Consider the following 13,224-nt stretch of genomic DNA (forward strand, 5'->3'; position numbering starts at 1 on the left):
CCAGTCAGGGTTGGCTGCGGTGATCACCTGCACCCAGGGATCCTGACCGACCGTCCTGACTAGACAGACACCGGGGTTACGAGACGTCCCTTAGGTTGAGCATTTCCGCGCCGTGGTCAGCTGGCCCGGCGGCGGCTCGCGATGTCGATTACTTCGGCGAACTCACGTTCCTGCTGTCTCGCGAGGCTCTCGACCAGGGCGTCCAGCCTTTCGTGAAGTGCGTCGATCTTCTGCTCCACGGTGGCCGGGTCAGCTGTGACCGCCTCCTCCGTGCCGGATTTTTCGGTGTTGGTTTCCTTCTCGAAGCTAGCTGTCCCAGTGCCAGTCGTCTCGACGTCGCATTCCTCGGTGCCCGATTCCTCGACGCCGGCGTTCCTGGTGCGAGAACGGGCGCCCGGAGCCCACTTGCGGATCTCGCTGACCTCCTCGTCGACGACGACGTAGCGCTCTTTGACCTCAAGGACCATTTCATAGGGCTGCGCTGGTCTCAGCCGGGCCAAGAGGACGAACACACTGGGCATGACCTCGATCATGAGCAACAGACCCGACACCAGCCACACCGCGAGCTGCAAGAAGTTGCTCTGCTTGCCCAGTTGATCGAGCGCCACCAGCCGATCGAGAATGCCGATCTGCTGCCCGGCGAGGTCGGGTCGAGTGAGCCCGATCTGTGCCTGGATCTCGGTTTCGAAGACACTGAGCACGAGCGGGGTTGCCGTGACCGCCCCGAGCGCGATGTTCATGAAGAGCCGCGGCAATAGCACCCAGAACCGGGAGATCGCCCGGCTGCGCTCGATCGCCGATACGACCAGGCTGCGATCGAGAGTGAGCACGAGAACACCCCAGAAAGCGGCCACTGGGATCGCCAAAGCGATCGACCCTGTCGCGAGGTGGAGGGCTACTCCCATGGACAACGCTGCGAACAACGACGTGGTAATCAGAACCAAGCCAAGCGTCTGAAATCGAGGGCGTTCGCTCGGCAGGCGCGACAGGAGTTCCTGATCAGCGCCGGCAAGGCGGGTGAGTAGCGCGCCGATACCGGTTCGGGGAGCCCGCTGACCGGTGTCGGCGACGGGGGTCTCGGATGTAGAGATCACCTGACGGTCAGGGTCTGCAGTCTTCTCGCGCGCGACCTGCACCAAGCGGGGTGAGGCACCGTATTTCATCAGGAGTGCGGCGAAGCCGGGAGAGACCTGTCCGGTGTAGGTGACGCGGCGGCGGATGCCAACCGGGTTATCAGGCATGTACACTCCACCATCCCGCCGGTGGCGGCCCTACCTGATCGAGCGTGGTCGCCAAACTGTCGATGATTTGGCCCATTTCGTCGCTGACCAGGTCGGCCTCCTTCAATGGGCCACTGATCATGATGCAACCGTTCGGTCGGCCGTTCTCGGCGAACGTCGGGCTTGCTACGGCTCCGTCGTGGCCGCCGGAGCGGCGGAGTTGGCCCCAGCTAAGCCCGTAGCGCTGCTGGTGTGCACGCTGTTTCCACGCCTGCGGGCCCTGCCGGGTCGCGGTTTGGAAGAAGTCACGCCACTGCTCGGCGATCAGCACTTGCTCGGCGAAGGCGGTGCCGACCAGGCCGACGCCGGGCCGGAAGGAGCGCCCAGCGTCGGTGAGGCGCGCGCCCGCACGCACGCCGGTCACCCGGACGAGTGTGGGTCGCAGCAGCAGACGGCGGCTGCGGTAGTACTGCACCGACACCTCGTCCCAGCGCACACCGAGGGCATCGACGATGGACGTCACCGTACTGCTGATCGCCGCGCGCAGGTCCGCGTCGTATTCGCGCATCTGACGTGCTCGAACCGCCTGGTTGGCGGCCCAGAAGGCGTCATACAGCAGGAAGAGCGTGACGACGATGACGCTGACCCACTGCACGGCCTCGAGTCGTGCCCAAAGTTCCTTGTTCGGGAGGTTGAGCTGTGCCAGTGTGACGACCGCCCCTGCGGCCGCGGTGATCGCGGCGCGCACCAGGCGGACAACGTGCATGCCAGCCATTGTGGAATGCCCGCAGCCCGAGACGCCACCGGCCATTGGGTGACTGAGCACCAGCAGTCGGCTGACATCGATGTCGCTGTAGCTCGTTGAGATCGCCCGCGAGAGTCAGCGATCCTCAGCGCAGAAGGGTCGACCGTCCCCTCGTGGACAGCAGACCGACGGTGAAGCGGGAGGGGTCGATTCTCATCCAGCCGTCCTTCGGGTAAGCGTCGCTTGTTGCGTGGTACCGGGTCGTGCTGGCGGTTCGCGCCGCGATGGCGGCAGGTCCCGGCAGGCTCGTGCGCATCCGGCCGGAGTGTGGTGACGGTTGAGGTGTCGCCGCGCTTCAGGCGCCGCGGTCGAGCAGCCCGTGTTGCCACGGTTCGGCCTGTCGGAGGATGCCGGCGTGGGCCTGCGGGTCGTGATCAGGGCGGTGCTCCTTGCGTGGTCCGTGGGGGCTCCAGTCACCGAGGAACGGGCGCAGGTCGTCGGGTCCGGGTTCGCGGTTGTAATCGATGTCGGCCAGCACACGGGGACTGCGGGTGGGGTCGATACGGTCGGCGACGGCCCTGCCCCACACGACCCAGCTGGCGAGGTACCCGCCGGCGGCCCTTCCCTCGGCCGCTTGTTCAAGGGCGGTGCAGAACGCGCGGATGTCAGCTGCGGTGGTCCACGCCTGGTAGGCGTTGCGGAAGGTTTCCGCGCGGATCTTTTCGGCGGCCCGGACGCGGGCGTCGGCCATCGCGGCGTGCCATTGCGCGAGGGTGGCCTCCTCCTGCCGTCTGCGCTCGGCCGCGGCTTCCTCCTGCCGCCGCCGGTGCTCGGCCTCGGCTGTTTCCCGCGCGGCTTCGGCTGCCCGCCGTTGCTGTTCGTCGGCGGTGACGCCAGCCTCGAACCCTTGAATGATCTGCGCGACGCGTTGTTCCAGACGTACGCGTGGGGTGTCGGTCCAGGTGTCCCGGTTGTCGTGTCCGGCCCGGGCGATCTCCAAGCGGAGTCTGCCGGAGTCGACGACGTCGAACTCCGCGGGTTTCATCCACGGCCGCAGGCGCATCACCTTCAGCTCCTCGGCGGTGGGTTCGTGCGGGACCTGGTCGCGTTCCTCGGTCAGGGTGACCGTGCGTCGGACCTGACCGGCCTGGAGGAACACCCGCGGGTGTTTCGCCTTGGTGTTGACCCCGAGCCGGTGCCCACGCCGAGCCGCCTCGCCGGCGAGCTGCCGGATCAGCAGCAACGCCCGGGGCAGTAGGTCAGGGCTGACGGCGAGGTTGGTCGGATTGGCTTCGGAAGCGCTGAACGCCAGATGCGGGTCGGTGGTGACACGTCGAGTGTTGAGCCGGATCCGATTCCAGTCGGTCTCGTCCGGACCGGCATCGTCGTAGAGGCCGATGACGATGTCCCCGGCGTCACGGCCAGTGTGGCGCAGATGGTGACCAGATGGCACAAGTCCCTGCTGCTTGACCGCGTGAATGATCCGGCGGTACCGGGCCCGCGTTCCACTGTCGGGACTCTCGATACGAACCATGCCGCCCTCGTGCTGCAGGCGGTCGAGCAGTTCACGAGCCGACCGCAGCAGCTCCGCCGACGAAGCGCCGCCGGCGATGCCGCCGGATGCCGGCGTCTCCCACCGCGGGAGGGAAGCACGGTGGTCGGGATGATCGGGATGGTGGCCATGCTCAAGGTAGAAGCGACCGGCATCGGTCGAGCACGCCCTCCACACCCCTGCCTTGCGTGTCACCGTCACCAGGTTCCGGTCCTGAAGCGCACGCGCCGACCGGCGGTACTCGACGCCGTCCGGGCCGCTGAGGTCATCGCCGCCGTGGATCCGGCGAAGCAGGTCGAGCTGCCGCTCATTTAGCGAATCCCATCGCTGCACCACCCGACAGTAAGGGGCACCGCGTACTCGATCGAGCTGGACACGGCTGTATATGGCAGCCCCGGTCCGAAGAACGGACCGAACTGTTGGCTCCGCCTGAAACTGACCCGTGGTTTCGGAGCCCGCTTGAGCAGAGGGGTCAAGGTTGAACCCGCGTTGACCACCGAATAGGATCCGGCCGTCTGCGAACTACGAGCCTGTAGGCGGATGGCCCCGCGAGTTTCTTGGCCGGGAGAAGCGGCGCGCTCGTCGTGCGCGATCAGGCTGTGGAGGGTGACGAGCGGTGCAACGCTGGTTGCGAGTGCGGCGCCAGGAAACCAACGCTCCGGCAAACCGGGGGAACCTCAGCTGCGGGGACCCGCGTTGGCACGGGTTGACCCGGGCTGGCATCCGCTGAAGAACACACCGCGCACATCATCGAAGATCGGCGACGTTGCGTCCGCTTACCGTCGGCGCCGTCACCGGAGAACCATGGGGCACTCACCGGGTTGGGGGCACCCGCCGGGAACCATGCCCAGGTGTGCCACGACCGCCGGCCTCGACCGCGACACGGACTTGGCCCGGGCCGGGCACGTCGTCAAGGACAAGGTTGGCGGCCGGTCCGCATTCGTGGAGCCGAATAGCGCTTTTCGAATGTCAGCGGCGTACCCGGCCCGAGCGAGCCGGGAAGAAGCGAGTAGGCCAGGATTTCCGCATGGACGCACCCGCACCGGACGCTCACATCACCGTCCGAGATGCCGTGACCGAGGACGCACCGTTCCTTCGCGAGGTTCTGGCCGACATGTTCGGCAGCACCATGATGGCGGTCCACGACGAACTCCTGGACGCCACCGGCGATGCTGCCGCCGTGGCCGAGCGAGACGGCCGCCGCGTCGGTCTGATCACCTACCGCCGCGACGGCACGGAGACCTGGGAAATCATCTCGCTCGCTGTCATCGAGCCAGGGATCGGCGCGGGCACCGCCCTCCTCGGCTGGCTGCGGGCTGCAGCGGTCCGTCAGAGCGTCACCCTCCTGTGGCTGGTGACCACTAACGAGAACCTCGCAGCGTTACGCTTCTATCAGCGCCGCGGCTTCGACCTGGTACGCGTCGACCGGGACGCCGTGACCCGTGCCAGACAGCTCAAGCCCAGCATCCCGCTAGAGGACGACGGCATCCCCATCCGGCATGAACTGGTGCTCGAACTGCGCCTCTAACTCGGGCGTCAACCGATTAGCCGGCGCAAAGCCAGTGACTGGCGCATACCGCCCTGCACCTCCTGGTTCTGGTCCAAGCCCCGGTTCCACTCCAACGCCAGGTCAGCGGGCGCGAGGGCACCGAGCTCCGCGCTCGCGGCAGCCAGCGCCCGGCCGAGGGTTTCCGCGACCTCAGGCGAGAACGAGCCAGACTCGTCGAGCTGCACCAGGCCTCGCCATTCGGGCAACGCGGCCAGCTTGCGACGGACGGCCCACTGCAGGAGGTCGAGCCAGGTGGGCTGACCGAGGGTGATGTTCATCGACAGCGTCTCCTCGCCCGACCGCGTGCAGTGCCATAGGCCCCTGGGCAGGAAGAGCATCGAGCCTGGCCGTAGCACGACCTGACGTCCGTCCGGCAGACCAGCCGCGGGTGGCTCCCCCCTCCAGACCGTGGTCAGGTCCTCCGGAAGGTACGGATACTGAGCGAGGTCGTAGTGCTGGATCGGCAGGTCAACGTTGGCATTGTCCTGTAACCGCCAGACCTTTTCGCCACCGAGCTGGAAGACGAAATTGACATACGCGTCGAAGTGGACCGGGAAACCGCCTCCGCTCTTGGCGGCGTAGATAATCCCCTTCGCGAGCGCGCCCGGCGGCAGGCGGAACTCCTCCCGGGCGCGTCCGACCAGGCGGGCAAGTGCGGGGATGAACTGGTGCGCGAAGTCGAACTCCAGAGCCGCACCCCGGTCGTACCAGTCCATTGCCTCGTCGCGGTCGACGAGCATCCGGTCGATGATGCCGCCACTCGCGTCGATCACCGCCTCGCCGACCACCATGACCGGGTTGTCGTAGAGCTTGATGACGTCCTCGACGGTCTCGACCTTCTGGCCGCCAGTAAGCACACTCAGCCGGTCCAGGGCTCCGTCTACCGCTACAAACCGGCCGGGCCAGTAGTCGTCGCGGAACGCGGCAAGACCCCCGAACGGCTGGAACAGGGCGTCGAAAGCATCAGTCGTGCTGCTGGTCATGCGACTTCTCCTTCGTTCTTCGCAGGTGGTGCGACGGACATCCCAGAGGCGCCCACCGGTTCGACGACGGCGAACTGGGACAGGGTCCGCACGGCGCCGCGAACGGACTCGATGCCAAGCGATGACAGCCGGCCGAGCTCAACGATCGACCGGGGCTCGCTGAACAGTCCCAGCACCTGGTGGAGGGCGGGCTCGTCCTCGTATGCGACCTCGTATGCGACGGTGCCGTCGCGGGCGACGAGGACGACCTCGGCGTCGTCGTGCGCGGGGCGCAGCACCGCGATGTCGGGCCGGAGCCCGAGGAGCACGTCGTCGTCGGGAGGGAGGCCGACACCTTCGATCCGCCGGCGTGCGTGCTGCTCCGGGTCGTCCAAAGGGCCGGAGGCCACGACGATCCGCTCCGCGGTGGATCCGGCCGGTGGCGGAGCAGCAGCGAGCAGGGTCTCCAGTGTGCCGAGCGACAGCAACCGCAGCACCTGCTCGATGCCGGTGTGCTCGGGATCGGCGGTGATCCGGGCCACTGCGGATCGAAGCGCCTCGGCGTCCAGGACCTTGGCTGACACGGGGCCGGCGGTGGCGAGGTTGATGAGTGCATCGCTGTCGTGCCGCAGGAGGTTCGCCATCGAGCGCAGGCCGATGCTGCGATCAGCAGCGTAAAAGAACGGAGCTTTGGGCCGACGTACCAACTCAGGGGGCAGAAGGCCCCTCACGGCGTCGCGAAGGATGCGCTTGTCGTCAAGCAGCCGCGCCCGCAGTGATCGCGGCACCGACAAGCAATGGTTCACCAGGTCGACATCAAGGAACACCGGGCGGCTCTCGGTACTGAAGTACGCCGTGGTTCGATCCTCATGCCAGCAGTTGAAGCGCTGAAGATCGCTTCGCTTGACCGCGATGTAGTCCCGGTAAGACTGATCGGCCGGACCATCGTCGCCGCTGATCCAGGTGGTGCGGACGCACCCTTCCGGCAGAAGATCGTCGAGCGCGGACAGTGCTCCAGGTAGCCGGTCCAGGGCCGTGCGCCGCCGACGAGCCCGTAGTGCCGCTTCGAACCCGCTCCACCCACCGTCGTCGCTGAGGTTCAGCACCGAGCTGTATCCGCCGTTGAACTCGTCGCTGCCCTGCCCGGTCAGCACGACCTTGAACCGGTCGCCGCGGGCGCGTGCCGCTTGCAGCATAAGCATCTTGTAGTACTGCTCGGGGCCGGCCAGGGGGGTTTCTGACCCGTGCAATACCCAGAGCCAGTCATCTAGGCGAAAGGCCCCCTCCAGGTCGCAAGTGTCGACCCAGGAGATGTCGATGCCAAGGTAGCTAGCGGCCTGCTGGGCTGCCCGGAAGTCACCGCTTTCCACTGTGCTGGGCGACAACACCGTCCAGGCCGCCACGTCGGTGTTCTTGGCGGCAAGCGCGGTGACAGCCACCGAGTCGATTCCTCCGCTGAGGAAAGCCGCGAGCGGCTGATCGCTGAGGCAGGCCCGGTCGACCGCCTGACGCAGCAGCGCCCCATACTCCTCGGTGTACTCCTCGGGAGTGACTGCAGTGCTGCCCGTACCGATCGTGGGCGTCCAGTACTGCCAGGTATGCACCTCACTGGTCCGCAGGTCAATGCTCACGCCGCCGCCGGGCGGCACCGTTCGCACGTGCCGGAAATAGGTCTGGTCGGGCACCGGGCTTGATCCGCCGGTCAGGTTGAATGAGCTGTCGGCGAGCGCTCCCGTCCAGTCCGGTTCGACCGTCACCGCTCCGGACGCGAATAGACCCTTCAGCTCCGAGCTGACCAGCAGGTGTGTGGCACTGAGGTGAAACAGTAGCGGCTTGATCCCGAACGGGTCGCGAATCAGGTGCACCTGCCGCGCGCGCTCGTCGTACACCAGGGCGGCAAACATGCCGCGGAGCTCGCCGATCGCGTCCCGTCCCCGCCTCGCGTACAACTCGTGAAGGACATGGCAGTCGCCGCGTGCGGCCGTCAGGCCCTGCCGGTCAGCGATCTCCCGGAAGTTGAAGATCTCACCGTTGACCACGGTGCGCAGGCCGGTGGACGGCTCAGTGAAGGGCTGCGCCGACGCCGTGTCGGCGGCGACCACCGCGAGCCGGCTGAAGCGCAGCACATGACCTTGGCCCTCGTGCCCGTGCAGGCTGTCCGGGCCGCGATGCCGGACGGCGGCGTCCATCTGGTCCGCCATCGCCCGGTCTTCAGCCGAGACTGGTGTGTCACCGATTCGGAAAACGCCTGTGATGCCACACATCAGCGGAGCACCTCCGTGCTCGTGCGATCCTGGCCTGGATCCGCGGGGCCCGGGCTAGCCGGGCCGTCCTGTTCCGGCGACGCTGATGGGTCTGGGGTGGTTCGGCCGCGGGCGGCCAGCGCGAGCAGCGTCGCGACCACGAGAAGGACGGCGCACCAACCGAGCAGCATGCGATATCCGGTGCCGCTGAAGGTGTCGCCTGGTCCGGTCACCAACGATCCGAACAGCGCTCCGGCAATGCCGCCGGGAAGGAACTGCGCCAGCTGGAAGAAGCCCGCGTAGGTGCCGGTGTCCCCGGGCGGCATCGTCTGCACGCCGAGTTTGTTGAGCCCGGGGATGAGGAGGATCGCGCCGGCCGACGAGAGCAGCAGCGCGAGCATAGTCAGGAAGACCGCATTTGCTGGACGGACGAGGGCCAGCACGCCGATCGAGGCGAGGAAGAGCAGGGACCCGATAAGCAGGGTGACAGACATCCGCCGGTCGGACTGCTTGCCGCCCCACCCACCGAAGATCACCCGGAAGATGGCCGATAGCAGCAGGAGCACGCCGACCGCCGACGCAGCCATGCCGCCGGACTCGCGCAGGTAGGACGGCAGAAAGAAGAAGACCCCGTTTGCGGCGGTGAAGACCAGGAGACCGCGCAGCATCGCGACGAGAAAGCCGCGGTGGCTGGTTAGCGCCCGGGGAACGAATCGGCGCCCGTCCGGCACAATGCGTTCATGCGCCAGTAGGGCCAGCAGCGTCACTGCGAGCACCACGCTCCAGAACAAGACGCCGGCTCCGGCGCGTTGCTCGGGCATGACCAGAGCCTGGGCGGCGACCAGAAGACCACCGAAGAGCACTGCCCCGGCCAGCGGCAGCGAGGCCCTGGTCCGCTCTAGTGGGATCACCGGTACGAGCCAGAGTGTCAGCGGCATCAGCACCACGGCGATCACAGCGAGCGTCGCGAAGATCAGCTGCCAGGGGCCGAACTGCAAAACGAGCCCGCCCAGGCCCGGGCCGGCCACGTTGGCGGCCGCGATCACTGACGACATGAGACCGAAGGCCCAGCCGGTGCGATTCTCTGGCAGGTGGTTACGGATGATAACGGACTGCGCGGGCACGATGAACGCGTCGGCAAGGCCCTGCAGCATCTGGAAGGCCAGCCAAAGCCCAAAGTTCGTAGTGAGTGCGCTGCCCGTCGTGGCCACCACGAACATGCCGAGGCCGACGAGGATGAGCGTGCGTGGCTGGACGCTGCGGGCCAGCCGGCCGAGCGTCGGCATCCCAATGCCCAGTGCGGTCCAGAAGACGACGTGCCGCCACTGCAGTGTCTCGTAGTCGACGCCGAAGGCGCGGACCAACTCGGGCTGCGCCAGGTTGAGCATCGAGGTGCTCATCACTCCAGCGAAGACGGTGGCGGAGACGACGAGCACGAGTAAGCGCTGGCGGGACACGTCCGGCGCGGTGGTGGTCACTGAGGGCTCCTAATCGGCTTTCGTGACTCGGAGGGTCGCGACCTCGAGATCTACAGTGTTGTCGAACGTGACTGTGATCCCCTGCAGGGCGAGCTGCCGGGTGGCCAGCAACGCGCCGTACTCGCGAAGGTCGGCCGGGGCGAGTCCGGTGAGGGCAAGGCTTTCCGGCGGGTGGGTGGCGTACCAGACGTGGCTGGTCACTCGCCAGCCCTCATCTACTGGGCCAAGAGTCACCTCGTCGTACAGCAGGCGGCGCCCGTTCGCGAACCGGATCGCCGCGAACCGGAGCCGTTCCGTCGGTTCCATGCGACTCAGTTCGGCGTACAGCCCGAGTTCCTCGTAAGGGCGTTGTACCCATTCCGCGAGACCGGCCAGGGACATCCTGTGGTCGCGGGCGAGCGCAACCAGCAGGGCGACATAGCTGGTGTTCGCGTACCGGCGCGCTGCCAAGATCTCCTCGGGCGATGTCGTCTCCGCGATCACGCGGTACCGGCCGGCACCGCGGACACCAGGGCACCGCTCTCCGTGAGCTGAGTCAGTAGTTCGACGACGTCCTGTCGGCACTCGTCGGCGGGTACGTCGTACTCCTGGGTCATCGCCTCGACGATGCCGGCTACCGACCGGTGGCCGTCGACCAGGCCGAATACGAAGGCTCCGACCTCGTTGAGCGACAGCCCTGGCTCGATCACCAGGCCCTTGAGATACTGGCGGGTCTCGAGATTCTCGGCCGCCGCCAGAACAGTATTGTCATCGATTATCATGAATGCTTCACCTCAAGATTGGGCCGGCGCTGGGTCGGCTTTACGGACAATCAGTTCCCAGGCCACGGCGGTGCCGTCGCCGGCTTCGCCGGGATCGGGCAAAGAGGCGCCATTTGCGAGGTCGTCGATCGCCGCCATAACGTCTTCTTCGTCGATCGAAAACGGGCCTAGGAAGGGATCAGGCAGGTGTGCTTCTGCCACCATCCCGGAGACCTCAGCCGGCGCGTAGCTTTCGTCGAAGGCCTCGGTAACGAATCGCAGGTGGGCGGGATCGCGGACGACGCGCGCGATCCTTTCGACGGCGGACTTTCGGCTTCCGTCGGTGTCCCATATTACCATCATCCCGCCGGGCCGCAGGATGCGGAAGCATTCACGTAGCCCGGTCACCGGATCGGCCCAGTGATGGAAACAAGAATACGAGACGACAAGGTCGGCGTGATTGTCCGGGTAGGGTAGACGGTGCACGTCGCATCGGTCGAACTCAACACGGTCGACGACCCCCATGCGGGTGCAGGTCGATCGGGCGAGCTCGTGCATCGCCGGGTTGATGTCGACGGCGTGCACCCGCCGAGCCAGATCACGGGCGAGATACGCCGTGAGTAGGCCAGGACCGGTTCCCATGTCGACCGCCACATCGAACGGGCCACCCGCCAACCGGGCGACCCGCGCAGCCAGCACCGGGTATAAGTACCACTGGTGCTCGTCCACGAATTCATTGTAAATCTTGCATTCTTCTGCGGTAATCAATGACGCCTCCTGGAGGGGTCGGCCGCCCAAGCCGAGGTTCGTCAACTATCGTGATCAAAATTCAGCAGCGATCAGTGACCACCATCGACGACCATGCGGCGCAGCTCCAGCGCGACCGGCTTGCGGTAAACCTTCTTCATCTTGATCACCTCCCCGTCAGTAATCGCGAACCTCGGCTTGGGCGACTGGATTCAGTTCTAGTCGATTGATCTCCGGCCGTCAACAACTCGCTAACTTGGATCCCCAAGAAGTCGGGTGCCGCTTTTTGGGCATAGAAATAGACCCGACTGGTGCGGGCTTGAGACATGCATCATTCTCGGGCGACAACCCGTCCCGAAAAACAAAAAGCGCGTCGCATCCATGACACGAGGATGCGCGCGCAAGATCACTATTCGATCTGAACAGCCATACCATCCCCCGTAGATCATCAACCGAGCGCTTATTCAGGGTTGCGGATCGATCCTGCCAGTAATCCAGGTGATCGGCAAGGGTGGTTTAATGGATGTACTGAGCGTATCGGTCCCAAACTGGCCTTCCGGATTCGGTAAGGGACCTGGGACGAGCAGGTCAGCTCATGGACCATCACCGCGGATCGGTGGCACGTCGGCTTCTGTGACCTGTCCGGCAGACAAGGGTTACTCGCCTGGGGCGTGTGTCGAAGTCCTCGGGTAGAGGCGAGGGGGAGTCCAGGCGCCAGCAGGTCTATGTGATGGCGATCGACATCTGGGCCGTGTCCAAAGTCGCCGTCCGGCAAGTCCCGCCGCATGCAGCGCTGGTCGTCGACCACTTTCACGTCGTACAGCTTGCCAACCGGGCCGTCACCGGGATCCGCCGTCGGGTCACGCTCACCCAGCGAGGGCGCAGCGGCCGTAGCAGGGACCCGGAATGGCGGATGCGCAACCGCCTGACCCGCACCGCCGCTCGCATGCTCGGCAAGCTATTCATAGACGAGACCACCTTCCAACCTGGCGACGTCGACCTGGACGCGCCCGGCGCGCTCGCCGAGGTGCAGCGGCGACTGGCCCTCGACGAGCCCCGCAACACTCAGATCGCCGATGACGTCGCCGTAGCTCTGACCCGCGCAACTGTCTCGTCCTGACACGGTGGGTCGCCCTCACTTCCACGCCGCATGCCCGGATACCGGGCCCTCGGCTTTACCAGAACATGAGTGCATCCCATCGCGATCACCATGACTGGTCCCGCCGGCTAGGGGATCTGACGAAGCGCCAAGCCTGCTTGGCCTAGCGTATTTGGCTGCGGGCATGGGCCGGTTTTCCGAGGATGAGTTGCACGCGGTTGTCTCGAGGTACGAGGCGACGCGGGCGGCCGCGTTGACGGAGCGGGACGAGCAGCTGCGGGCGTTCCGCGCGGCCGGCTGGCGGCCGGTGGATCTGCAGCGGGTCACCGGGTACAGCCGGGAAACGATCCGTCAGGCGCTACGACCGGAGGTCCGGCGGGCGGCCAACATCAGCCGGCGCCGCACATCACCCCGGCCACCGGCGGACTACCGGCCCTACGGTGACCGGAGGCCCTACGTGGTGGCCGAAACCCTTACCGCACTGCACGGCCCGACCGAAGGCACGGTGACGCTTCCGCGTCATCTTGACTGGTCCGGGCACGCCGAGTACGACCTGAACCGGCCCGCACGCCTGGCCAGCATGTATAAGGTGGTGCTCACCGAGGCCAGTACCGTCGAGGATCTGGACACCTGGCTCGATGCTGACCTCCTCCGGCGGCTCTGGTCCACCCTCTGGCTGCCGCCCCAGCTCCGCCAGCGCTGGGAGGATGCCTTCCCCGAACTCGCCGCGACCCGCAGCAATGCGGCGTAGCGGTGGACCCCTTCCACGAACGTCCCCGCCCATGTGGCCGCGCATATCGAACACCAGATCACCGCATAGCGAACGCGGCTGGTTCCGCAAATTGAAAGATTGACCCCTCGCAGATCGAAAATACGCCCGCTATCATGA

12 protein-coding genes are annotated in these 13,224 nt (G+C 66.3%); 3 read left to right on the plus strand and 9 right to left on the minus strand.

All coding sequences use genetic code 11. The features are described from left to right. Nucleotides 1-116: 116 nt before the first annotated feature. The 3 genes from ACFY2Q_RS27705 to ACFY2Q_RS27715 form a co-directional block, all read right to left on the minus strand. The gene (locus tag ACFY2Q_RS27705; protein ID WP_387135219.1) at nt 117-1,241 is read right to left on the minus strand and encodes a DUF4407 domain-containing protein; all 1,125 of its coding nucleotides are present in this window, start codon (nt 1,239-1,241) and stop codon (nt 117-119) included. Next, nucleotides 1,234-1,986, minus strand: a complete 753-nt coding sequence (locus ACFY2Q_RS27710; RefSeq protein WP_387135221.1) for a hypothetical protein — start codon at nt 1,984-1,986, stop codon at nt 1,234-1,236. Before ACFY2Q_RS27710 ends, ACFY2Q_RS27705 begins: the two co-directional genes overlap by 8 nt. 334 nt (nt 1,987-2,320) lie before the next feature. Next, nucleotides 2,321-3,850, minus strand: coding sequence for a hypothetical protein (locus ACFY2Q_RS27715; protein ID WP_387135223.1), 1,530 nt, complete (start codon nt 3,848-3,850; stop codon nt 2,321-2,323). A 694-nt stretch (nt 3,851-4,544) separates the two neighbouring features. On the opposite strand from ACFY2Q_RS27715, the gene ACFY2Q_RS27720 reads away from it, so the two are divergent. Continuing rightward, entirely contained in the window at nt 4,545-5,045 is a 501-nt protein-coding gene (locus ACFY2Q_RS27720) for a GNAT family N-acetyltransferase (RefSeq protein ID WP_387135226.1), read from the plus strand. An 8-nt stretch (nt 5,046-5,053) separates the two neighbouring features. Here ACFY2Q_RS27720 and ACFY2Q_RS27725 read toward each other — a convergent pair whose 3' ends face one another. From ACFY2Q_RS27725 to ACFY2Q_RS27750, 6 genes are all read right to left on the minus strand, one after another. Beyond that, nucleotides 5,054-6,049 carry a JmjC domain-containing protein gene (locus ACFY2Q_RS27725; RefSeq protein ID WP_387135228.1) on the minus strand — a complete coding sequence of 332 codons (996 nt, stop codon included), beginning with the start codon at nt 6,047-6,049 and terminating at the stop codon, nt 5,054-5,056. Continuing rightward, entirely contained in the window at nt 6,046-8,229 is a 2,184-nt protein-coding gene (locus ACFY2Q_RS27730) for an asparagine synthetase B family protein (RefSeq protein ID WP_387135230.1), read from the minus strand. The genes ACFY2Q_RS27725 and ACFY2Q_RS27730 overlap by 4 nt, the downstream gene beginning before the upstream one ends. Nucleotides 8,230-8,291: 62 nt before the next feature. Further along, nucleotides 8,292-9,749, minus strand: coding sequence for an MFS transporter (locus tag ACFY2Q_RS27735; protein WP_387135232.1), 1,458 nt, complete (start codon nt 9,747-9,749; stop codon nt 8,292-8,294). 9 nt (nt 9,750-9,758) lie between these two features. Beyond that, nucleotides 9,759-10,232: a hypothetical protein gene (locus ACFY2Q_RS27740; protein ID WP_387135234.1), complete on the minus strand. Its 474-nt coding sequence runs from the start codon at nt 10,230-10,232 to the stop codon at nt 9,759-9,761. After that, nucleotides 10,229-10,510, minus strand: coding sequence for a PqqD family protein (locus tag ACFY2Q_RS27745; RefSeq protein ID WP_387135236.1), 282 nt, complete (start codon nt 10,508-10,510; stop codon nt 10,229-10,231). Before ACFY2Q_RS27745 ends, ACFY2Q_RS27740 begins: the two co-directional genes overlap by 4 nt. A gap of 12 nt (nt 10,511-10,522) precedes the next feature. Continuing rightward, entirely contained in the window at nt 10,523-11,218 is a 696-nt protein-coding gene (locus ACFY2Q_RS27750; protein WP_387135239.1) for a class I SAM-dependent methyltransferase, read from the minus strand. A gap of 748 nt (nt 11,219-11,966) precedes the next feature. Here ACFY2Q_RS27750 and ACFY2Q_RS27755 point away from each other — a divergent pair. Further along, entirely contained in the window at nt 11,967-12,356 is a 390-nt protein-coding gene (locus ACFY2Q_RS27755) for a transposase (RefSeq protein WP_387135242.1), read from the plus strand. A 163-nt stretch (nt 12,357-12,519) separates the two neighbouring features. Continuing rightward, a complete protein-coding gene (locus tag ACFY2Q_RS27760) occupies nt 12,520-13,086 on the plus strand; it encodes a hypothetical protein (protein WP_387135245.1) in 567 nt (188 codons plus the stop codon). Nucleotides 13,087-13,224: the final 138 nt, after the last annotated feature.

The organism is Micromonospora sp. NPDC000316 (assembly GCF_042898885.1).
GTDB lineage: Bacteria > Actinomycetota > Actinomycetes > Mycobacteriales > Micromonosporaceae > Micromonospora.

Bases quoted from the DNA above. Each gene is read 5' to 3' on its own strand.
- ACFY2Q_RS27745 (WP_387135236.1), bottom strand. From the start codon at position 10,510: ATGATAATCGATGACAATACTGTTCTGGCGGCGGCCGAGAATCTCGAG.
- ACFY2Q_RS27705 (WP_387135219.1), bottom strand. From the start codon at position 1,241: ATGCCTGATAACCCGGTTGGCATCCGCCGCCGCGTCACCTACACCGGA.
- ACFY2Q_RS27730 (WP_387135230.1), bottom strand. From the start codon at position 8,229: ATGGCGGACCAGATGGACGCCGCCGTCCGGCATCGCGGCCCGGACAGC.
- ACFY2Q_RS27760 (WP_387135245.1), top strand. From the start codon at position 12,520: ATGGGCCGGTTTTCCGAGGATGAGTTGCACGCGGTTGTCTCGAGGTAC.
- ACFY2Q_RS27755 (WP_387135242.1), top strand. From the start codon at position 11,967: ATGGCGATCGACATCTGGGCCGTGTCCAAAGTCGCCGTCCGGCAAGTC.
- ACFY2Q_RS27720 (WP_387135226.1), top strand. From the start codon at position 4,545: ATGGACGCACCCGCACCGGACGCTCACATCACCGTCCGAGATGCCGTG.
- ACFY2Q_RS27725 (WP_387135228.1), bottom strand. From the start codon at position 6,049: ATGACCAGCAGCACGACTGATGCTTTCGACGCCCTGTTCCAGCCGTTC.
- ACFY2Q_RS27710 (WP_387135221.1), bottom strand. From the start codon at position 1,986: ATGCACGTTGTCCGCCTGGTGCGCGCCGCGATCACCGCGGCCGCAGGG.